At 62.7% G+C, this 19,348-nt stretch carries 21 protein-coding genes; 19 read left to right on the top strand and 2 right to left on the bottom strand.

The window, feature by feature from the left end; genetic code table 11:
* Positions 1 to 29: 29 nt before the first annotated feature.
* The 7 genes from ACZ6YA_RS08135 to murB are packed head-to-tail and all read left to right on the top strand — an operon-like array spanning position 30 to position 4,576.
* A complete protein-coding gene (locus ACZ6YA_RS08135; RefSeq protein ID WP_401073480.1) occupies positions 30 to 665 on the top strand; it encodes a MotA/TolQ/ExbB proton channel family protein in 636 nt (211 codons plus the stop codon).
* Entirely contained in the window at positions 662 to 1,096 is a 435-nt protein-coding gene (locus tag ACZ6YA_RS08130) for an ExbD/TolR family protein (protein ID WP_465896598.1), read from the top strand. Before ACZ6YA_RS08135 ends, ACZ6YA_RS08130 begins: the two co-directional genes overlap by 4 nt.
* Complete coding sequence (gene lpxK / locus ACZ6YA_RS08125) at positions 1,096 to 2,106, top strand: tetraacyldisaccharide 4'-kinase (protein WP_465896597.1); 1,011 nt, start codon at positions 1,096 to 1,098, stop codon at positions 2,104 to 2,106. Before ACZ6YA_RS08130 ends, lpxK begins: the two co-directional genes overlap by 1 nt.
* 43 nt (positions 2,107 to 2,149) lie before the next feature.
* Positions 2,150 to 2,335 (top strand): Trm112 family protein, encoded by a 186-nt coding sequence (locus ACZ6YA_RS08120; RefSeq protein ID WP_003247142.1) that lies wholly within the window; start codon positions 2,150 to 2,152, stop codon positions 2,333 to 2,335.
* Positions 2,332 to 3,096, top strand: coding sequence for a 3-deoxy-manno-octulosonate cytidylyltransferase (gene kdsB / locus ACZ6YA_RS08115; RefSeq protein WP_465896596.1), 765 nt, complete (start codon positions 2,332 to 2,334; stop codon positions 3,094 to 3,096). The genes ACZ6YA_RS08120 and kdsB overlap by 4 nt, the downstream gene beginning before the upstream one ends.
* Positions 3,096 to 3,560: a low molecular weight protein-tyrosine-phosphatase gene (locus tag ACZ6YA_RS08110; RefSeq protein ID WP_465896595.1), complete on the top strand. Its 465-nt coding sequence runs from the start codon at positions 3,096 to 3,098 to the stop codon at positions 3,558 to 3,560. The genes kdsB and ACZ6YA_RS08110 overlap by 1 nt, the downstream gene beginning before the upstream one ends.
* Complete coding sequence (gene murB / locus ACZ6YA_RS08105; RefSeq protein WP_465896594.1) at positions 3,557 to 4,576, top strand: UDP-N-acetylmuramate dehydrogenase; 1,020 nt, start codon at positions 3,557 to 3,559, stop codon at positions 4,574 to 4,576. The genes ACZ6YA_RS08110 and murB overlap by 4 nt, the downstream gene beginning before the upstream one ends.
* A gap of 82 nt (positions 4,577 to 4,658) precedes the next feature.
* Here the strand turns inward: murB and rne are convergent, their stop codons facing one another.
* Positions 4,659 to 7,871, bottom strand: a complete 3,213-nt coding sequence (rne, locus tag ACZ6YA_RS08100; protein ID WP_465896593.1) for a ribonuclease E — start codon at positions 7,869 to 7,871, stop codon at positions 4,659 to 4,661.
* A gap of 743 nt (positions 7,872 to 8,614) precedes the next feature.
* Between rne and rluC the strand changes: the two genes are divergently transcribed.
* Genes rluC through ACZ6YA_RS08085 form a run of 3 tightly spaced genes read left to right on the top strand, consistent with a single transcriptional unit; the run spans position 8,615 to position 11,263 of the window.
* Complete coding sequence (gene rluC / locus ACZ6YA_RS08095; protein WP_465896592.1) at positions 8,615 to 9,571, top strand: 23S rRNA pseudouridine(955/2504/2580) synthase RluC; 957 nt, start codon at positions 8,615 to 8,617, stop codon at positions 9,569 to 9,571.
* On the top strand, positions 9,561 to 10,235 hold the full coding sequence (locus ACZ6YA_RS08090) for an HAD family hydrolase (protein ID WP_465896591.1): 675 nt from the start codon (positions 9,561 to 9,563) through the stop codon (positions 10,233 to 10,235). The genes rluC and ACZ6YA_RS08090 overlap by 11 nt, the downstream gene beginning before the upstream one ends.
* Positions 10,236 to 10,237: 2 nt before the next feature.
* A complete protein-coding gene (locus ACZ6YA_RS08085) occupies positions 10,238 to 11,263 on the top strand; it encodes a S49 family peptidase (protein ID WP_465896590.1) in 1,026 nt (341 codons plus the stop codon).
* Between the two features lie 5 nt (positions 11,264 to 11,268).
* Here ACZ6YA_RS08085 and ACZ6YA_RS08080 read toward each other — a convergent pair whose 3' ends face one another.
* Entirely contained in the window at positions 11,269 to 11,847 is a 579-nt protein-coding gene (locus ACZ6YA_RS08080; RefSeq protein WP_465896589.1) for a Maf family protein, read from the bottom strand.
* A 96-nt stretch (positions 11,848 to 11,943) separates the two neighbouring features.
* Between ACZ6YA_RS08080 and ACZ6YA_RS08075 the strand changes: the two genes are divergently transcribed.
* From ACZ6YA_RS08075 to mltG, 9 genes are all read left to right on the top strand, one after another.
* Positions 11,944 to 12,471 carry a YceD family protein gene (locus ACZ6YA_RS08075; protein WP_465896588.1) on the top strand — a complete coding sequence of 176 codons (528 nt, stop codon included), beginning with the start codon at positions 11,944 to 11,946 and terminating at the stop codon, positions 12,469 to 12,471.
* A gap of 13 nt (positions 12,472 to 12,484) precedes the next feature.
* Positions 12,485 to 12,667, top strand: a complete 183-nt coding sequence (gene rpmF / locus ACZ6YA_RS08070; protein ID WP_346613720.1) for a 50S ribosomal protein L32 — start codon at positions 12,485 to 12,487, stop codon at positions 12,665 to 12,667.
* A 3-nt stretch (positions 12,668 to 12,670) separates the two neighbouring features.
* Entirely contained in the window at positions 12,671 to 13,681 is a 1,011-nt protein-coding gene (gene plsX / locus ACZ6YA_RS08065) for a phosphate acyltransferase PlsX (protein ID WP_465896587.1), read from the top strand.
* Positions 13,682 to 13,808: 127 nt separating this feature from the next.
* Positions 13,809 to 14,747, top strand: coding sequence for an ACP S-malonyltransferase (fabD, locus tag ACZ6YA_RS08060; protein ID WP_465896586.1), 939 nt, complete (start codon positions 13,809 to 13,811; stop codon positions 14,745 to 14,747).
* A gap of 16 nt (positions 14,748 to 14,763) precedes the next feature.
* Entirely contained in the window at positions 14,764 to 15,504 is a 741-nt protein-coding gene (fabG, locus tag ACZ6YA_RS08055) for a 3-oxoacyl-ACP reductase FabG (RefSeq protein ID WP_387527323.1), read from the top strand.
* 203 nt (positions 15,505 to 15,707) lie between these two features.
* Entirely contained in the window at positions 15,708 to 15,944 is a 237-nt protein-coding gene (gene acpP, locus ACZ6YA_RS08050) for an acyl carrier protein (RefSeq protein ID WP_008096410.1), read from the top strand.
* A 174-nt stretch (positions 15,945 to 16,118) separates the two neighbouring features.
* A complete protein-coding gene (gene fabF / locus ACZ6YA_RS08045) occupies positions 16,119 to 17,363 on the top strand; it encodes a beta-ketoacyl-ACP synthase II (protein WP_465896585.1) in 1,245 nt (414 codons plus the stop codon).
* On the top strand, positions 17,363 to 18,178 hold the full coding sequence (gene pabC / locus ACZ6YA_RS08040) for an aminodeoxychorismate lyase (RefSeq protein WP_465896584.1): 816 nt from the start codon (positions 17,363 to 17,365) through the stop codon (positions 18,176 to 18,178). Before fabF ends, pabC begins: the two co-directional genes overlap by 1 nt.
* Before the next feature lie 4 nt (positions 18,179 to 18,182).
* Positions 18,183 to 19,346, top strand: coding sequence for an endolytic transglycosylase MltG (mltG, locus tag ACZ6YA_RS08035; protein WP_465896583.1), 1,164 nt, complete (start codon positions 18,183 to 18,185; stop codon positions 19,344 to 19,346).
* The last annotated feature ends 2 nt before the right edge of the window (positions 19,347 to 19,348 follow it).

Here is a 19,348-nt window from a genome sequence, read left to right as displayed (position 1 = left end):
TGGCGACCTTTTTCAAAGGGGCGATTACTGTGTGGGAATTGGTCAAGTCCGGTGGTTGGATGATGCTGCCGATCATTCTGAGTTCCATCGCTGCCATGGCTATTGTCGTCGAGCGCCTATGGACCCTGCGCGCCAGCCGCGTTACCCCGCCGCACCTGCTGGGGCAGGTGTGGATGTGGATCAAGGACAAGCAGCTCACCAGTGACAAGCTCAAGGCTCTGCGCGCCGATTCGCCGTTGGGCGAGATCCTTGCCGCAGGCCTTGCCAATTCGCGCCATGGTCGCGAGATTATGAAAGAGTGCATCGAAGAGGCCGCCTCTCGGGTCATCCACGAACTCGAACGTTACATCAGCACCCTTGGCACCATCGCTGCCATGGCCCCGCTGCTCGGCCTGCTCGGCACCGTGTTGGGCATGATCGATATCTTCAGCGCCTTCATGGGCTCGCAGATGACCGCCAACGCCTCGGTACTGGCCGGTGGTATCTCCAAGGCCCTGGTCACCACGGCCGCCGGCCTGATGGTCGGTATCCCGGCGGTGTTCTTCCATCGCTTCCTGCTGCGCCGCATCGATGAACTGGTGGTGGGCATGGAGCAGGAGGCAATCAAGCTGGTGGAAGTGATCCAGGGCGACCGCGAAGTCGAAGTGGCCGGAGACAAGGCGTGAAGTTCCGGCGCAATCGCCAGCGGGAGAGCGTCGACATCAACCTCGCGTCGCTGATCGACGTGGTGTTCGTCCTGCTGCTGTTCTTCGTGGTCACCACCACCTTCACCCGCGAGACCCAGTTGCGTGTCGAGCTGCCCGAGGCCGCCAGCGCCGAGCAGCCGCCAGCAGACCAGGACAAGCTGGTGGAGGTCACCATCAGTGCCGAGGGTGTGTATTCGGTGAACAACCACCTGCTGCCCAAGAGCGACCTGGCCACGCTGAGCGAGGCGATCGAGCGCGAGTCAGGCGGTGACAACACGCTTCCGCTGGCAATCAGTGCCGATGGCAAGACCCCGCATCAGGCCGTGATCACTGCGATGGATGCCGCCGGCAAGCTCGGTTTCAGCCACCTGCGCATGACCACCGTCGAGGCTGCCCAGGGGACACCTTGATGGCGTTTGCCGACCGTCTGTTAGCCGCCTGGTACGCCGGGCATCCAGCCCTGGCCATGCTGCGCCCACTTGAGGCCCTGTATCGACGTGTGGTGATGCGCAAGCGCGCGCGGTTTCTCAGTGGCGAGAGCGCCAGTTACCGCGCCCCGGTGCCGGTCATCGTAGTAGGCAATATAACCATCGGCGGTACCGGCAAGACGCCGATGATCCTCTGGCTGATCGAACATTGCCGGCGCCAGGGGCTAAAGGTCGGCGTGGTCAGCCGGGGTTATGGTGCCAAGCCGCCGCAACTGCCCTGGCGGGTCGAGGCACAGCAGGGGGCCGAACAGGCCGGCGATGAACCTTTATTGATCGTCCAGCGCACCGGGGTGCCGCTGATGATTGACCCTGATCGCTCACGCGCCGTGCAGGCGTTGCTGGCCAGCGAGCCGCTGGATCTGATCCTGTGCGATGACGGCATGCAGCACTACCGCCTCGCACGTGACCTGGAGCTGGTGCTGATCGATGCCGCCCGTGGCCTGGGCAACGGCCGCTGCCTGCCCGCCGGGCCATTGCGCGAGCCGGCCGAGCGTTTGCAGGCGGCGGATGCGGTGCTGTTCAACGGGGCCGGCAGCGATCGCCCCGACGGCTTCGCTTTCAGCCTGCGGCCCAGTGCCCTGGTCAACCTGCGCAGCGGTGAGCGCCGCGCGCTCGACCATTTCCCCGCAGGCCAGCGCCTGCACGCGGTGGCCGGCATCGGCAACCCGCAACGTTTCTTCAATACGCTGCTGGGGCTAAACTGGCAGCCGGTACCGCACCCGTTCGCCGATCACGCGCAGTTCAGCGCACAAAGCCTGGCGTTCAGCCCGCCGCTGCCGCTGGTGATGACCGAGAAGGATGCGGTGAAATGCCGGGCCTTCGCTGGTGATGACTGGTGGTACCTGGCCGTCGAGGCGCAGCCCACGCCAGCTTTCGGCGACTGGTTCGATCGCCAGCTGCAACGCTTGCTGCCAGGGCATCGCACGCCCTGAGCCCGTTCTCAATTTCCGGCCACCTGGCCTCAAGGATGCTTCCATGGACACCAAACTGCTCGATATCCTCGCCTGCCCGATCACCAAGGGTCCGCTCAAGCTCAGCGCTGACAAGACCGAGCTGATCAGCAAGGGCGCGGGCCTGGCCTACCCGATCCGCGACGGCATCCCGGTGATGCTGGAAAGCGAGGCGCGTACCTTGACCGACGACGAGCGTCTGGACAAATGAGCCTGAACTTCACCGTGGTGATTCCCGCTCGGCTGCGTTCCACGCGCCTGCCAGGCAAGCCATTGCTGCCGATCGCCGGCAAGCCAATGGTGCAGCATGTCTGGGAACAGGCGCGCAAGAGCGGTGCCAGCCGCGTGGTCATCGCCACCGACGACGCCAGTATCTTCGAGGCCTGCCAGGCCTTCGGCGGCGAAGTGCTGATGACCCGTGCCGATCATGAATCTGGCACTGATCGCCTCGCCGAAGTAGCTGCGCAGCTTGGCTTGGCTGCCGATGAGATCGTGGTTAACGTCCAGGGTGACGAGCCGCTGATCCCACCGGTGATCATTGATCAGGTTGCTGCCAACCTGGCCGCGCACCCGGAAGCCGGCATCGCCACGCTGGCCGAGCCGATCCATGCCCCGGAAACCGTCTTCAACCCCAATGCGGTCAAGGTGGTCAGCGACAAGCATGGCCTGGCGTTGACCTTCAGCCGTGCACCGCTGCCATGGGCGCGTGATGTTTTTGCCAAGGATCGCCATCAACTGCCAGAGGGCGTGCCGTATCGCCGTCATATCGGCATGTACGCCTACCGCGTCGGTTTCCTGCAGGACTTCGTCAACTGGGGACCGTGCTGGCTCGAACAGACCGAAGCGCTGGAGCAGCTGCGTGCACTGTGGCATGGCGTGCGCATTCACGTCGAAGACGCCATCGAGGCGCCGGCCGTGGGTGTCGATACACCTGAAGACCTCGAGCGCGTGCGGCGCTTGCTGGAGGCCTGATGCGCGTTTTGTTCGTTTGCCTGGGCAATATCTGCCGTTCCCCGACTGCCGAGGGTGTGTTGCGCCATCAGCTGCAAGCCGATGGCCTGGCCGAGCGGGTTCACGTGGGCTCCGCCGGTACCGGTGACTGGCACGTGGGCAAGGCGCCCGACAGCCGTACCTGCAAGGCTGCGCTGGCGCGGGGTTATGACCTGTCACAGCAACGCGCCCAGCAGGTCAAGGCGGCGCATTTTGCCGAGTACGACCTGATCCTGGCCATGGATGAAAGCAACCTCGGCCACCTACGCGCCATGCGCCCGCACTCTGCAGTCGGTGAGCTTGATTTGTTCCTGCGTCGCTATGGTGCGGCGCTCGATGAGGTTCCGGACCCTTACTACGGCGGTGCAGCGGGCTTCGAGCAGGTGCTGGACCTGATCGAGGCCGCCTGCCGCGAGCTGGTCGTGGAAATCAAGGGGCGGCTATGACGGCGCAGTGGCAGGAGCAGGTATCGCTAAAACCGTTCAATACCTTCGGCATCGATGTGAAAGCCCGGTACTTCATCCAGGTGCACAGTGATGACGAGGTGCGCGAGGCGCTTGCGCAAGCGCACCGGCTTCAGGTAGAGGTGCTGGTGATCGGCGGCGGCAGTAACTTGCTGCTGACCCGTGATATCGACGCGTTGGTGCTGCACGTGGCCAGTCGTGGTTGTCGAGTACTGAGCGATGAGGCGGGGCGGGTGGTGGTCGAGGCCGAGGCGGGTGAGCCCTGGCATCCGTTCGTGCAATGGTCGCTGCAGCAAGGTTTTTGCGGATTGGAAAATCTCAGCCTGATTCCTGGCACCGTGGGTGCGGCGCCGATGCAGAATGTCGGCGCTTATGGAGTCGAGATCAAGGATGTGTTCACCGGGCTGACGGCGCTTGACCGGCAGACCGGTGAGTTGCGCGACTTCAGCCTGGAGCAATGCGCCTTCGGTTACCGCGACAGCGTGTTCAAGCGCAACCCTGGGCGCTGGCTGATCCTACGTGTGCGTTTTGCCTTGAGTCATACCTTGCAGGCCCACCTGGACTACGGCCCGGTACGCCAGCGCTTGGCGGAGCAAGGTGTGCAGCAGCCGAGCGCGCAGGCGATCAGCGATGCCATCTGCAGTATTCGCCGTGAGAAGCTGCCGGACCCGGCAGAGCTGGGCAATGCGGGGAGTTTCTTCAAGAACCCAGTGGTGCCTGCTGAGCTTGTGGCGCGGATTCGCGCGCGGTACCCAGGCGTGGTGGCATATCCCCAGGCGCATGGTCAGGCAAAGCTGGCGGCGGGTTGGTTGATCGAGCAGGCCGGGTGGAAGGGCTATCGCGAAGGCGATGCCGGCGTGCACTGTTTGCAGTCCCTGGTGTTGGTCAATTATGGCCAGGCGAGCGGGGTGCAGTTGCATGCCCTGGCGCAGCGTGTTCAGGCGGACATCCTGGAGAAGTTCGAGGTTGAGCTGGAGATGGAGCCTAACCTTTACTGATTGTCGAATCTGCCAAAACAGCCAGCCAAGAAAAAGCCCCGCCAGTTTGCACTGGCGGGGCTTTTTCATTTAGCCGTGGCTATCAACCGTGATGAGGCTTGTGCTCATCGGCGGTTTCCAGCGCTGGCTCGCCAGCAGCAGCGGCAGCTTCCTGCGCAGCTTTGGCAGCAGCTTCGGCTTCACGCTTGCGGCGACGCACTTCACGTGGGTCGTTCGGCGCGCGGCCGTTTGTCAGCACGACGGGAGCGGCCTCGACCACGGCCGGTGCTTGCACCGGGACAGGTTCGGCAACTTCTGGCGCAGCTTCGACCACGGCTGGCGCGGCTTCGGCAACTGCTTGCACCTGCGCTTCGACGACGGCAGCAGCAGGCAGCTCGGCTACAGGCGCCTGTTCGGCGACCACCGGTGCTTGCTCGGCTTCAATGGCTTCGAAGGCAGGTGCTTCGACCGGGGTATGGGCAGGCGCTTCAGCAACCACGACCGGTTCGGCCGCTGGGACCTCTTCGGCAACTGGCTGCGGCGCGACTTCAACCACAGGCTCGGCGCTGGCTTCGATCACGACGACCGGCTCGCTGACCGGCTGCTCAACTACCGGCGCGATGGCGACTTGCTCCTGGGCTGCCACTTCAACCGGTTCGGCGGCTTCGCTGTTGTCAGTCGCAGCCACTTCAGTGCTGGCGCGTTCGGCCTGCTGGTTGGCTTCGGCTTCGGCGCCGGCACTGATGTTGCTGCTGGCAACTGCAGCGGTGACGGCCAGACCGGCAGCCAGCTCTGCCCCCAGCGCGGTGGCTTGGTGCTGTTGCGGCTGCTCGTCGTTGCCTTCATCGTCGCTGCCGTCGATCAGGTCGCCATTGGCGTTGCGCTGGCGTTCACGACGGTTGCTGCGGCGGCGCTGGCCACGGGAGCGGCGGCGTGGACGTTCGTCATCGGAACCTTCCTGCTCGTCCTGCAGCAGCTCTTCGTTCGGCAGTTGCTCTTCGGCGAGCTCGGCAGCCTTCTCGATGGCCTCTTCGCTGTCACGTGGTTGGCGCTCTTCACGTGGTGGGCGTGGTTGGCGTTCTTCTCGTGGGGCGCGTTCTTCACGTGGGGCACGCTCTTCGCGAGGAGCGCGCTCCTCACGTGGGGCACGTTCTTCACGCGGTGCACGTTCTTCACGCGGTGCACGTTCTTCGCGCGGTGCACGTTCTTCACGTGGAGCGCGTTCTTCACGGGCAACAGGCGCAGCGTCCAGAGGCTCGCGCAGTTCGCGCACGCGCTCTTCCCGGTTGCCGCGACGGTCTTCACGTGGCTGGCGCGGTGCGCGTTCTTCACGCGGTGCACGCTCTTCACGAGGAGCACGTTCTTCGCGCGGTGCACGCTCTTCACGTGGTTGGCGTTCTTCACGCGGTGCACGCTCTTCACGTGGAGCACGCTCGGCACGTTCTTCGCGAGGCTTGCGCTCTTCGTCGCGGCGACCGTTGCGGTTGCGGCTCTGCTGGCGACCGTTACGGCGCTCTTCATTGCGCTGAGTGCGCTCGGCGGCTGGTTTCTCGGCAGCGACTACAGGTGCGGCGGCCGGTTCTTCCTTGCCGGCGAACAGGCTGACCAGCGACTTCACCAGGCCCTTGAACAGGCTTGGCTCCGGCACGCTTGGCGCTGGCGCTGGCGCTGCAGGGGCGGCGGGCTGTTGCTCTTCGGTCGCGCTCGGCACTGGGGCATTGGCGCGGGCCGGAGCGGTCTTGACCGCGGCTTCCTGGCGAACCAGGGTGCGAGTAGCAGTCGGCTGCGGCGCTTCTTCGGTTTCGCTGGCGGCGATCTCGTAGCTGGACTGGTTGTTCAGCACTTCCGGATTGTCGTCGCGCAGGCGCTGGACTTCGAAGTGCGGGGTTTCCAGGTGATCGTTCGGCAGGATGATGATGCGCGCACGGGTGCGCAGTTCGATCTTGGTGATCGAGTTGCGCTTCTCGTTGAGCAGGAAGGCGGCCACTGGGATCGGCACTTGGGCGCGAACCTCGGCAGTGCGGTCCTTCAGGGCTTCTTCTTCGATCAGGCGCAGGATGGCCAGCGACAGCGACTCGACGTCACGGATGATGCCGGTGCCCGAGCAGCGTGGGCAGACGATACCGCTGCTTTCGCCAAGCGACGGGCGCAGGCGCTGGCGGGACATCTCCAGCAGGCCGAAGCGCGAGATGCGGCCAACCTGGACGCGGGCGCGGTCAGCCTCCAGGCACTCGCGCACGCGCTCTTCGACGGCGCGCTGGTTCTTGGCCGGGGTCATGTCGATGAAGTCGATGACGATCAGGCCGCCGATGTCACGCAGGCGCAGTTGGCGGGCAATTTCTTCGGCCGCTTCCAGGTTGGTCTGCAGCGCGGTTTCCTCGATGTCGCTGCCCTTGGTGGCGCGCGCCGAGTTGATGTCGATGGAGACCAGTGCTTCGGTCGGGTCGATCACGATCGAGCCGCCGGACGGCAGGTCGACGACGCGCTGGAAGGCGGTCTCGATCTGGCTTTCGATCTGGAAGCGGTTGAACAGCGGCACGCTGTCTTCGTACAGCTTGACCTTGCTGGCGTACTGCGGCATTACCTGGCGGATGAAGGTCAGGGCTTCTTCCTGGGCGTCGATGCTGTCGATCAATACTTCGCCGATGTCCTGGCGCAGGTAGTCGCGGATGGCGCGGATGATGACGTTGCTTTCCTGGTAGATCAGGAACGGCGCGGCGCGGTCCAGGGACGCTTCCTTGATCGCGGTCCACAGCTGCAGCAGGTAGTCGAGGTCCCACTGCATTTCTTCGCTGCTGCGGCCAAGGCCGGCAGTGCGCACGATCAGGCCCATGTCGCCCGGTACGGTCAAGCCGTTGAGGGCTTCGCGCAACTCGTTGCGCTCTTCGCCTTCGATGCGGCGGGAGATGCCACCGGCACGCGGGTTGTTCGGCATCAGCACCAGGTAGCGGCCAGCCAGGCTGATGAAGGTGGTCAGGGCGGCGCCTTTGTTGCCGCGCTCTTCCTTCTCGACCTGGACGATGACTTCCTGGCCTTCGCTCAGGACTTCCTTGATGTTGACCCGGCCTTCAGGGGCTTTTTTGAAGTATTCGCGGGAGATTTCTTTCAGCGGCAGGAAGCCGTGACGTTCAGAGCCGAAGTCGACGAAGGCGGCTTCGAGGCTGGGCTCGATCCGGGTGATCTTGCCTTTGTAGATGTTGGCCTTTTTCTGCTCGCGCGCGCCGGACTCGATGTCCAGGTCGTAGAGACGTTGGCCGTCCACCAGGGCTACACGCAACTCTTCGGGCTGAGTTGCGTTAATCAGCATTCTTTTCATGTTGTACCGTCGGTTTCCGGGCTGCCGGAAACGGCGTTCGGCACACACGACTTCTCATGGTCGGTGCCAAGGTGCGCAAAGGGTGGCAGGGCCACCCCCGTGTCGAAGAACGTTCGGCACCAGCCGGTTGCCCAGCCTGCCGTTGTCGCGACGACGCGTCCTGTTTGCTGCGGTGCCAACCAGGCCCCGGTGGTTTCGAATTGGAATCCGAATCAACCAAGTGGGCCTCGTGCACTCAGTCAGGAGGAGGAATCAACCGTCGGCCGTGGACGCTCGATGGCATCTGCTACACGGACCGAGGGCTGTGCATCTCCACCCTGCACGTATCCCTGATAATTCGGGTGCTGCCGCGCGCTGAATCCGCAACGGGTTGCATTTTTCGCCAGTTCCGGTTCAAGAACTGACGCCATTCATGTCCAAGGCAGGAATTTCCGAAGCATTCGCCGTGCGTTGCGTGGAAGCGACGGGCGGGCAGAGGTACGGCGAAAAGAAGCGGGTAAGCAGGTGAAACACCGCACTTGTCGTTTTTTTTCGGTCTTCTCTACACAGCGCTGGTGGCGATTCCAGGCAATTCGGTAAACTGGCGAAAACCCCGTAGGACGGCCTCGCGTCCTGGAGAATTGCGTTGGTCAGGGACCGGCCAATGGCCTGGTGCCGCTGGCCTGCCGCTTATGGCGGCGTTCGCGACTATAGCAGTAATGATTAAGTGCTTCAATTCCATAAAAAATTGTTATGATCCCGCCATGACGACCAATACCCCTCCGACTTCCGGCGTTCAGCTGATCGAAGTCGCGCCGGAGCTTGCCGGCCAACGCATCGACAATTTTCTCATCACGGCGCTCAAGGGCGTGCCCAAGACCCTGGTGTATCGCATCCTGCGCAAAGGCGAGGTGCGGGTGAACAAAGGCCGCGTCAAGCCTGATTACAAGATTCAGGCCGGCGACATCGTGCGCGTGCCGCCTGTGCGCCTACCCGAGCGCGACGAGCCGGCACCGGTAGCCCAGGGGCTGCTGCAGCGCCTGGAAGCTGCCATTGTCTATGAAGACAAGGCACTGATCGTGATGAACAAACCTTCTGGTATCGCCGTGCACGGCGGCAGTGGCCTGAGTTTTGGTGTGATCGAGGCGCTGCGTCAACTGCGCCCGGACGCTAAGGAGCTTGAGCTGGTGCACCGCCTGGACCGCGACACCTCGGGCCTGCTGATGATCGCCAAGAAGCGCAGCATGCTGCGCCATCTGCATGCCGCGTTGCGCGGCGATGGCGTCGACAAGCGCTACATGGCGCTGGTGCGCGGCCACTGGCCGACCTCGAAGAAGCAAGTCAACGCGCCGCTGCTCAAAAGTAACCTGCGCTCGGGTGAGCGCATGGTCGAAGTGAACGATGAGGGCAAGGAGGCGCTGACCCTGTTCCGTGTGCTGCGCCGTTTCGGCGAATTCGCCACCATCGTCGAGGCGCGTCCGATCACCGGTCGCACCCACCAGATTCGCGTGCATACGCTGCATGCTGGCCACATGATTGCCGGTGACAGCAAGTACGGTGACGAAGACTTCAGTCGCGAGATTCGTGAGCTGGGTGGCAAGCGTTTGTTCCTGCATGCTTACGCCCTGACCGTGCCGCTGCCCGATGGCGGCGAGCTGAAGCTTGAAGCACCCGTGGATGAAGTCTGGGCCAAAACCGTGGAGCGACTCAGTGCGTCGTGACTATGAGCTACTGATTTTCGATTGGGATGGCACCTTGGCCGATTCCATTGGCCGGATCGTCGCCGCGATGAATGCCGCTGCCGAGCGGGCGGGCGAGGCGCCAAGCCCGGATGATGCCGTCAAGGGGATCATCGGCCTGGCGTTGGGCGAGGCCATCTCGACGCTTTATCCTCATCTCGATGCGTTGCAGGTAGAGCGCTTCCGGCAACACTATGCCGACATCTATACAGCTCTGGATCAGCAGCCTTCGCCCTTGTTCGAAGGCGTGGTCGAGTCGCTGGATGGCTTTCGTGCCCAGGGATATCGCCTGGCTGTGGCGACCGGCAAGGCGCGCCGTGGCCTGGATCGAGTGCTCAAGGCCAATGGCTGGGAGCAATTCTTCGACATCACCCGCGCCGCAGATGAAACCCGTGGCAAGCCGCACCCGCTGATGCTCGAAGAGATCCTCAGGCATTGCGGCACCGAACCCGGCCGGGCGCTGATGGTCGGAGATTCGGCATTCGACCTGCAAATGGCCAGTAATGCCGGCATGCATTCAGTGGCGATGGGCTATGGTGCCATGTCGCTGCAGGCACTGGCCGAATTCGGGCCGCAGGTGTGCATCAATCATTTTTCCCAGCTGCGTGAGTGGCTGGCCGGTTCCTCGCAATTCCAAGGTAGGTGAGCATGGTTGACGAGTGGAAAGCGCCCAGTAATGAAACGCCAGAGGAACGCCTCGCCCGTGAGGGTCGCGAGGAGGAAGTTCGCGTCGAGCGCAAGAGCTGGAACCTGCTCGAAAAGACGCTGCTGGCGGGTGTACAGGAGCAGCGTCGAGCCAGGCGCTGGGGGATCTTCTTCAAGCTGCTGACCTTCGTCTACCTGTTCGGCATTCTTGCTTTGTTCCTGCCGTTTACCGACATGGACAAGGCCGCTTCGCGTAGCGCCAACCATACGGCCTTGGTGGAGGTGCGCGGGGTGATCGCCGATCAGGAGGCCGCCAGTGCCGACAACCTGGTCAAGAGCCTGCGCGAAGCATTCAAGGATCCCAAGACCAAGGCGGTGGTCATGCGCATCAACAGCCCGGGCGGCAGTCCGGTGCAGGCGGGCTATGTCTATGACGAGATCCGCCGTTTGCGCGCCGAATATCCGGATATCAAGCTGTACGCGGTCATCGCTGATCTGGGGGCGTCTGGCGCCTACTACATTGCCAGTGCGGCGGACGAAATCTACGCCGACAAGGCCAGTTTGGTCGGCTCCATTGGTGTGACGGCTGCCGGCTACGGCTTCGTGGGCTCGATGGAGAAACTGGGCGTCGAGCGGCGTACCTACACTGCCGGTGAGCACAAGGCCTTCCTCGATCCGTTCTCGCCGGAAAAACCCGATGAGCGAGCGTTCTGGCAGGGGGTGTTGAACACTACGCATCAGCAGTTCATCGCCATGGTCAAGCAGGGGCGCGGTGACCGCCTGAAGGACAAGGAGCACCCTGAGCTGTTCAGTGGCCTGGTGTGGTCGGGCGAGCAGGCCAAGGCGCTGGGGCTGGTGGATGGCCTGGGTAGCGCCAGCTACGTGGCGCGCGAGATCGTTGGCGAGAAGGAGCTGGTCGACTTCACCGTTCAGGATTCGCCATTCGATCGTTTCTCCAAGCGCATCGGTGCCAGCGTGGCTGAGAAGCTGGCACTGTACATGGGGTTCCAGGGGCCTGCTCTGCGCTGATGGGTTCAGGGGATTTCAACGCCTTCTTTCGTCAGCATGTCCACCAGCCGAATCAGCGGTAACCCGATCAGGCTGGTGGCATCGCACCCGTGGGTGCTCTTGAGCAAGCTTACCCCCAGCCCTTCGGCCTTGAAGCTGCCTGCGCAATCGAGTGGCTGCTCGGCGGTCACGTAGCGCTCCACGCGTTCCCGATCCAGCTCCCGCATCGTCACCGTGAATGGCACGCAATCGACCTGGCATTGCCCGGTGGCGCTATTGAGCAGCGCCAGCCCGGTCAGGAAGGTGACCTGCTGCCCGCTCGCCTCCAGTAATTGCTCGCAGGCGCGCTCGAAGCTGTGGGGCTTGCCGAGGATCTGTTCGCCGAGCACGGCCACCTGGTCGGAGCCGATGATCAGGTGTCCCGGGTGGCTGCTCGCCAGTGCCTCGGCCTTTTGTCTGGCCAGGCGCCGCACCAGCTCGGTGGCCGGCTCCTCAGCCAGGCGCTGCTCGTCTAGGTCGGGGCTTGCCCAGGTGAAAGGCAGGCGCAGGCGAGTGAGCAGTTCGCGCCGGTATGGAGAGCTGGAAGCCAGTAACAAGGGCAGCATGGTAGACTCCTGTTCAAGTGAACCAAATTCTAACATGTGAGATGCCGCCTAATTTCCTTTGACAGGGGCGGGGGGCATCCCTAGAATGCTGCGCCTATGTTGAATGACCCGATTCCACCTCACGTTGACCCGCGCAAATTAGCCGATCGTGGCGTAACCCTTAACGGTTCGCTGCAACTCGCTGATTTGGAAAGACTCTGCGACCCGCTTTCCGACAATGTCGGTACGGTGCAGGCGAAGTTCGATTTTGAACGAGATGAGCAGCACGCTGTGGTTATCCACACCGAGCTGGATGTCGAAGTCAAAATGGTTTGCCAGCGTTGTCTTGAGCTGGTCACCCTGCCGATCCATAGCGAATGTACATACGCTGTGGTGAAGGAGGGTGCGAATACCCAGTCGTTGCCGAAAGGCTATGACGTGCTGGAACTGGGCGAAGATCCTTTGGATCTGCAGGCCTTGGTCGAGGAGGAGCTTTTGCTCGCCTTGCCTATCGTGCCTGCTCATCATCCGGAAGAATGCCAGCAGCCGGCGGGCGCAGACGAGCCCGATTCGAGCAAGGACGAGGTATCGCGGTCCAACCCGTTCAGTGTTTTGGCGCAGTTAAAGCGTGACCCAAACGTTTAGGAGTTAATCAATTATGGCTGTTCAGCAGAACAAAAAATCCCGCTCTGCCCGTGACATGCGCCGTTCGCACGACGCCCTGTCGGAAAACGCGCTGTCGGTAGAAAAAACCACCGGCGAAATGCACCTGCGCCACCACGTTTCGCCAGAAGGCGTATACCGTGGCCGTAAAGTGATCGACAAGGGCGCTGACGAGTAATCCTTGTCCGCTCAGATCATCGCGATCGACGCAATGGGCGGGGACTTCGGTCCCCGCAGCATTGTCCAGGCTAGCATTGCCTGCCTCTCGGCTACACCCTCGCTTCACCTGACCCTCGTCGGTCAACCCTCCCTTCTGGAAGATCTTGTCAGCGGCCTTGCGGCTGCGGATCGCGCGCGCCTGCAGATTGTCGCTGCCAGTGAGGTGATCGGTATGGACGAGCGGCCCTCCCAGGCGTTGCGTGGCAAGCCGGATTCGTCGATGCGCATTGCTCTTGAACTGGTGCGTGATGGCAAGGCCCAGGCCTGCGTCAGTGCCGGCAATACCGGAGCGCTGATGGCGCTGTCGCGCTTCGTGCTCAAAACCCTGCCGGGCATCGATCGGCCTGCCATGGTGGCGGCGATTCCGACTCAGACCGGCTACTGCCAGCTGCTCGATTTGGGTGCCAATGTCGATTGCAGTGCAGAAAACCTCTACCAGTTCGCCGTAATGGGGTCAGTGGCCGCGCAGGCCCTGGGTATTCATCGCCCGCGCGTGGCGCTGTTGAACATCGGCACCGAAGACATCAAGGGCAATCAACAGGTCAAGCTGGCTGCAACGCTGCTGCAGAACGCGCGCGGTCTCAATTATGTAGGCTTCGTCGAAGGTGATGGCCTGTACCGCGGTGAAGCGGACGTGGTGGTATGTGACGGCTTTGTTGGCAACATCCTGCTCAAATCCAGCGAAGGCCTGGCAACCATGATCGGTGCGCGCATCGAGAAACTGTTCAAGGGCGGTGTGCTGGCCCGTGCCGCTGGGGCCATGGCCATGCCGTTGCTCAAGCGCCTGCAGGCCGACCTGGCGCCGGCGCGGCACAATGGTGCGAGCTTCCTCGGCTTGCAGGGTATTGTCATCAAGAGCCATGGCTCGGCGGGTGTGCAGGGCTTCCAGAGCGCGATCCAGCGAGCGCTGATCGAGATCCAGGAAAACCTCCCGCAGCGGCTGCATGGCCGCCTCGAAGATTTGTTGCCTTAGGCATTTCGCCGATGAAGTGCTTAAATGTGACCGCTTGGTCTGCGTTTCCATCCAAGTTTTCAGATTCCGCGTCTAGCCTCGGGCTTGGCGCACCCTATCCGACGACAAGATCATAAGGGCTTGTTCAATGTCTGCATCCCTCGCATTCGTCTTTCCCGGTCAAGGTTCCCAGTCGCTGGGCATGCTCGCCGAACTTGGCGCTGAGAAGCCGGTAATCGTCGAAACCTTCAAGGAGGCTTCCGAGGCTCTGGGCTACGACCTGTGGGATCTGGTCCAGAATGGGCCGGAAGAGAAGCTCAATCAAACCGACAAGACCCAGCCGGCGATCCTTGCGGCCTCCATCGCGCTGTGGCGCCTGTGGCTGGAGGAGGGCGGTGCGCAGCCGGCCTTTGTTGCCGGTCACAGTCTGGGTGAATACAGCGCCCTGGTTGCCGCGGGCAGTCTGTCGCTGAAAGACGCCGTTCGCCTGGTCGAGCGTCGCGGTCAGCTGATGCAGGAAGCCGTTCCGGCCGGCCATGGTGCCATGGCCGCGATTCTCGGTCTGGATGATGCCGTCGTGGTCGAGATCTGCAGCAAGGCTGCCGAAGATGAAGTGGTCAGCGCGGTGAACTTCAACTCGCCGGGCCAGGTTGTGATTGCTGGCAACAAGGCTGCGGTGGACCGTGCCATGGCGTTGTGCAAAGAGGCTGGTGCAAAGCGCGCCCTGCCACTGGCCGTGAGCGTGCCATCGCATTGCGCGTTGATGAAGCCGGCCGCCGAGCGTTTTGCCGAGAACGTCAACGCCATCGAATGGAAGGCGCCGCAAATTCCAGTGGTGCAGAACGTGACCGCTGCCGTTGCTGCCGACCTCGATGCGCTCAAGCATGACTTGCTGGCACAGTTGCACCAGCCGGTACGCTGGGTCGAATGCGTGCAGACCCTCGCCGCCAACGGCGCGGTCAACCTGGTCGAATGCGGCCCGGGCAAGGTCCTGGCTGGCCTGAACAAGCGTTGCGCCGAGGGCGTGACCACCTACAACCTCAATACCCCTGACGCCGTCGCCGCCACCCGTGCGGCGCTGGCCTGAATTTGGAGAAGCTTGCATGAGCCTGCAAGGTAAAGTTGCACTGGTTACCGGCGCCAGCCGTGGCATCGGCCAGGCCATCGCCCTCGAACTGGGCCGCCAGGGCGCGACCGTGATCGGCACCGCCACCTCTGCCTCCGGCGCCGAGCGCATCGCCGCCACGTTGAAAGAGCACGGCATCACCGGCACCGGCATGGAGCTGAACGTGACCAGCGCCGAGTCCGTGGAAGCAGTACTGGGCGCCATTGGCGAGCAGTTCGGTGCGCCGACCATCCTGGTCAACAACGCCGGCATCACCCGTGACAACCTCATGCTGCGCATGAAGGACGACGAGTGGTTCGACGTGATCGACACCAACTTGAACAGCCTTTACCGTTTGTCCAAGGGCGTGCTGCGCGGCATGACCAAGGCGCGTTGGGGTCGTATCATCAGCATCGGCTCGGTCGTCGGTGCCATGGGCAACGCCGGCCAGGCCAACTACGCGGCCGCCAAGGCCGGCCTTGAAGGCTTCAGCCGCGCCCTGGCGCGTGAAGTAGGTTCGCGCGGTATCACCGTCAATTCTGTGACTCCAGGCTTCATCGACACCGACATGACCCGCGAGCTGCCAGAAGCGCAGCGCGAAGCCCTGCAAACTCAGATTCCGCTGGGCCGCCTGGGCCAGGCCGACGAAATCGCCAAGGTGGTTTCCTTCCTGGCATCCGACGGCGCAGCCTATGTCACCGGTGCCACCGTGCCGGTGAATGGCGGGATGTACATGTAACACCGCAACTCAATGTGACGGATTGGTTCAAAAAAGAGTCATACTCCGAGCCTAAAATCCGTTATAAAGCTGCAACCAGATTCCAGGCAGAGGGCAGGGTGGCTAATTGGGAGGTGCGTTCCGCTTGAAAAGCGAACGTCTTCCTATAAACTTGGTCACCGGCCAGCTGCCTGACATATGTCCATTAGGAGTGAAAACTAGGTATGAGCACCATCGAAGAACGCGTCAAGAAAATCGTCGCCGAGCAACTGGGCGTCAAGGAAGAGGAAGTGACCAATGAGAAGTCCTTCGTCGATGACCTGGGTGCCGATTCGCTTGACACCGTTGAGCTGGTGATGGCTCTGGAAGAGGAATTCGAGACCGAAATCCCTGACGAAGAAGCCGAGAAAATCACTACTGTCCAAGCTGCAATCGACTACGTCAACAGCCACAAGGCCTAAGACGCTGTAGTCGTCGCTTCTTGACGAGAAAAACCGCACTGCCTTTGCCGGCGTGCGGTTTTTTCTTTGCAAAGGCCCTGCGTCGATCTATGGGCTTTGAGAGCTTGTTGCCATTTCATTCCCTTGCTTGAATGCAATGGCAAGAGACTCTGGTTATTAGAAAAGGAGAGTACTGTGTCGCGTAGACGCGTCGTGGTCACTGGTATGGGTATGCTGTCGCCACTGGGTACCGATGTACCGAGCACCTGGCAGAGCATTCTGGCTGGCCGCAGTGGCATTGGTCCGATCGAACACACGGACTTGACTGCCTACTCCACCCGTTTTGGCGGCTCGGTGAAGGGCTTCGAGGTCGAGCAGTACCTGTCGGCCAAGGAAGCTCGCAAGCTCGACCTGTTCATTCAGTACGGCTTGGCGGCCGGGTTTCAGGCGGTGCGTAATGCCGGCCTGGAAGTCACCGACGCCAACCGTGAGCGCATCGGCGTGGCCATGGGCTCGGGAATAGGCGGCCTGACCAACATCGAAGAAACCAGCCGTACCCTGCATGAGCAAGGTCCGCGGCGCATTTCGCCGTTCTTCGTACCGGGCTCGATCATCAACATGATCTCCGGCTTCTTGTCGATTCACCTGGGTCTGCAGGGGCCGAACTACGCCATCGCCACTGCCTGCACCACCGGCACTCACTGTATCGGCATGGCTGCGCGCAACATCGCTTATGGCGAAGCCGATGTGATGATCGCCGGCGGCGCCGAAATGGCGGCCTGCGGCCTCGGCATGGGTGGCTTCGGAGCTTCGCGCGCGCTGTCGACTCGCAATGACGAGCCAACCCGTGCCAGCCGTCCGTGGGACAAGGGCCGTGACGGCTTCGTGCTGTCTGACGGCGCGGGTGCGCTGGTGCTTGAAGAACTCGAACATGCCCAAGCCCGCGGCGCGACCATCTACGCAGAGTTGATCGGCTTCGGCATGAGCGGCGACGCCTACCACATGACGTCGCCGCCTGACAGCGGTGAAGGCGCAGCTCGCTGCATGGCCAATGCCCTGCGTGATGCCGGCATCCAGCCGGAGGCGGTTAGCTACATCAACGCCCACGGCACCTCGACCCCGGCCGGCGACATCGCCGAAGTCGCGGCGATCAAGCGTGTGTTCGGTGAGCATGCCTACAAGCTGGCAGTCAGCTCGACCAAGTCGATGACCGGTCACCTGCTGGGCGCCGCCGGGGCGGTAGAGGCGATCTTCAGCGTGCTGGCGATCAATAGCCAGATGGCGCCGCCGACCATCAATCTGGACGAGCCGGACGAAGGTTGCGACCTCGACTTCGTACCCCATGAAGCGCGCAGCATGCCGATCGATGTGGTGCTGTCCAACTCCTTCGGCTTTGGTGGCACCAACGGCTCGCTGGTGTTCCGCCGGTTCGCCGGTTGATGCACAGCTGGATCGACGGCCAGCCTGCGACTGCGATCAACCTGCAGAACCGCGGCCTGGCCTACGGCGATGGTCTGTTCGAGACCCTCGCCGTGCGCGGTGGCCGGCCCAGCTTGCTGGATGGCCACCTGGCGCGCTTGGCATTGGGCTGTCAGCGTCTGGCTATTGATGTCGACCTGGCGCTGGTACGCGATGAAATCCTGCGTTATGCCAGCCAGCTGGGTGACGGTGTGGCCAAGCTGATCCTGACTCGGGGTGATAGCCAGCGTGGTTATGCTCCGGTTGTCGGTGCCGCACCGCGGCGCATCCTGCAGGGCAGCCCACTGCCCAACTATCCTGCTGAACATGCCGAACTCGGCGTGCGTCTTTTCCCCTGCCGGACCCGGCTGGGGGAACAACCGCTGCTGGCCGGCCTCAAACACCTCAACCGCCTGGAGCAAGTGCTGGCCCGTGCCGAATGGCAGGACAGCGAACATGCCGAAGGCCTGATGTGTGACGGGCAGGGCAGGGTGGTAGAAGGCGTGTACAGCAATCTTTTCCTGGTGCGCGACGGCGTGCTGCTTACCGCTGATCTCGGCCGCTGCGGTGTTGCCGGGGTGATGCGTGGCGCGTTGCTGGAGCAGGCGCAGGCACTGGAGGTCTCGGTGCAGGTGCGTGACTTGCCGTTCGACGAACTGGCGCAGGCGCAAGAAGTATTCGTCTGCAACAGCGTCTACGGGGTCTGGCCTGTACGGGCATTTGCCGCGCTGAACTGGTCGCCGGGCCCGCTCACCCGTAAACTGCAGGCCGTTGCCCGTACGCTACTGGATACCTGAATTCGTGAGACGCAAATTCCTGCTGCTGCTGGAAATGGGTTTGATCCTGGCCGGCCTGGCATTGGGCTGGTCGGCCTGGAAAGTCAACTCGGTGCTGGAGCAGCCCTTGGGTGTGACGCAGGAGCGCCTGCTCGACGTGCCCAATGGCACCAACCCCAACCGCATGTTCTATCGCATGCAGAGCGAGGGGTTGCTCGATGACGCTTTCTGGCTGCGCCTGTACTGGCGCTTCAATATGGCCGGTACGCCGCTGAAGACCGGTGAGTACCGCCTCACCCCTGGCATGACCGTGGAAGACCTGTTCGACGCCTGGCGCCGGGCTGACGTGGTGCAGTACAACCTGACCCTGGTCGAGGGCTGGACCTTCCGCCAGGTGCGTTCGGCGATCGCCAAGCACGAAAAAATCAAGCATACCCTCGACGGCCTGGCCGATTCGGAAGTCATGGACAAGCTAGGCCATACCGGGGTGTTCCCAGAGGGCCGCTTCTTCCCGGACACCTACCGTTTCGTGCGGGGCATGAGTGATGTGGAGTTGCTGCAGCAGGCCTACATGCGCCTGGACGAAGTGCTGGCCAAAGAATGGGCCGAGCGCACCACCGACCTGCCTTATCGCGACCCGTACCAGGCGCTGATCATGGCCTCGCTGGTCGAGAAAGAGACCGGCATCCCCCAGGAACGCGGGCAGATCGCGGGTGTGTTCGTTCGTCGCTTGCGCCTGGGCATGATGCTGCAGACCGACCCTACGGTCATCTATGGCATGGGCGAACGCTACAACGGTCGGATTACCCGCGCCGACCTGCGTGAGCCGACCCCTTACAACACCTACACCATCAGCGGCCTGCCGCCGACGCCGATTGCCATGGTCGGGCGCGAGGCGATCCACGCTGCGCTCAACCCGTCCGATGGTACCAGCCTGTACTTCGTCGCCCGTGGCGATGGCAGCCATGTGTTCTCCGACGACCTCGACGACCACAACTCGGCGGTCCGCGAGTTCCAGCTCAAGCGGCGCGCGGACTACCGGTCCAGCCCGGCACCGCAAGCGCAGCCGGATGTGCAGGACATGCCCGCCGAGGACACGCCAGCGCCGGCTGAGCCCTCCGTTCAGGATCCGGCACCTGCCAGCGACCCTGCCCCGGCCGAAACGCCGGCGCCTGTCGAACAAAATTAAGG

It is taken from the genome of Pseudomonas sp. NPDC090752 (assembly GCF_055584805.1).
The sequence above is the reverse complement of the archived record's forward strand: the minus strand, read 5'-3'. Positions and strand labels throughout refer to the sequence as shown.

What these genes read in the sequence shown, in the direction of transcription:
- lpxK (WP_465896597.1), top strand. Translation starts at nt 1,096, where the DNA reads ATGGCGTTTGCCGACCGTCTGTTAGCCGCCTGGTACGCCGGGCATCCA.
- ACZ6YA_RS08120 (WP_003247142.1), top strand. Translation starts at nt 2,150, where the DNA reads ATGGACACCAAACTGCTCGATATCCTCGCCTGCCCGATCACCAAGGGT.
- kdsB (WP_465896596.1), top strand. Translation starts at nt 2,332, where the DNA reads ATGAGCCTGAACTTCACCGTGGTGATTCCCGCTCGGCTGCGTTCCACG.
- ACZ6YA_RS08110 (WP_465896595.1), top strand. Translation starts at nt 3,096, where the DNA reads ATGCGCGTTTTGTTCGTTTGCCTGGGCAATATCTGCCGTTCCCCGACT.
- murB (WP_465896594.1), top strand. Translation starts at nt 3,557, where the DNA reads ATGACGGCGCAGTGGCAGGAGCAGGTATCGCTAAAACCGTTCAATACC.
- rne (WP_465896593.1), bottom strand. Translation starts at nt 7,871, where the DNA reads ATGAAAAGAATGCTGATTAACGCAACTCAGCCCGAAGAGTTGCGTGTA.
- rluC (WP_465896592.1), top strand. Translation starts at nt 8,615, where the DNA reads ATGACGACCAATACCCCTCCGACTTCCGGCGTTCAGCTGATCGAAGTC.
- ACZ6YA_RS08085 (WP_465896590.1), top strand. Translation starts at nt 10,238, where the DNA reads ATGGTTGACGAGTGGAAAGCGCCCAGTAATGAAACGCCAGAGGAACGC.
- ACZ6YA_RS08080 (WP_465896589.1), bottom strand. Translation starts at nt 11,847, where the DNA reads ATGCTGCCCTTGTTACTGGCTTCCAGCTCTCCATACCGGCGCGAACTG.
- ACZ6YA_RS08075 (WP_465896588.1), top strand. Translation starts at nt 11,944, where the DNA reads ATGTTGAATGACCCGATTCCACCTCACGTTGACCCGCGCAAATTAGCC.
- rpmF (WP_346613720.1), top strand. Translation starts at nt 12,485, where the DNA reads ATGGCTGTTCAGCAGAACAAAAAATCCCGCTCTGCCCGTGACATGCGC.
- fabD (WP_465896586.1), top strand. Translation starts at nt 13,809, where the DNA reads ATGTCTGCATCCCTCGCATTCGTCTTTCCCGGTCAAGGTTCCCAGTCG.
- fabG (WP_387527323.1), top strand. Translation starts at nt 14,764, where the DNA reads ATGAGCCTGCAAGGTAAAGTTGCACTGGTTACCGGCGCCAGCCGTGGC.
- acpP (WP_008096410.1), top strand. Translation starts at nt 15,708, where the DNA reads ATGAGCACCATCGAAGAACGCGTCAAGAAAATCGTCGCCGAGCAACTG.
- pabC (WP_465896584.1), top strand. Translation starts at nt 17,363, where the DNA reads ATGCACAGCTGGATCGACGGCCAGCCTGCGACTGCGATCAACCTGCAG.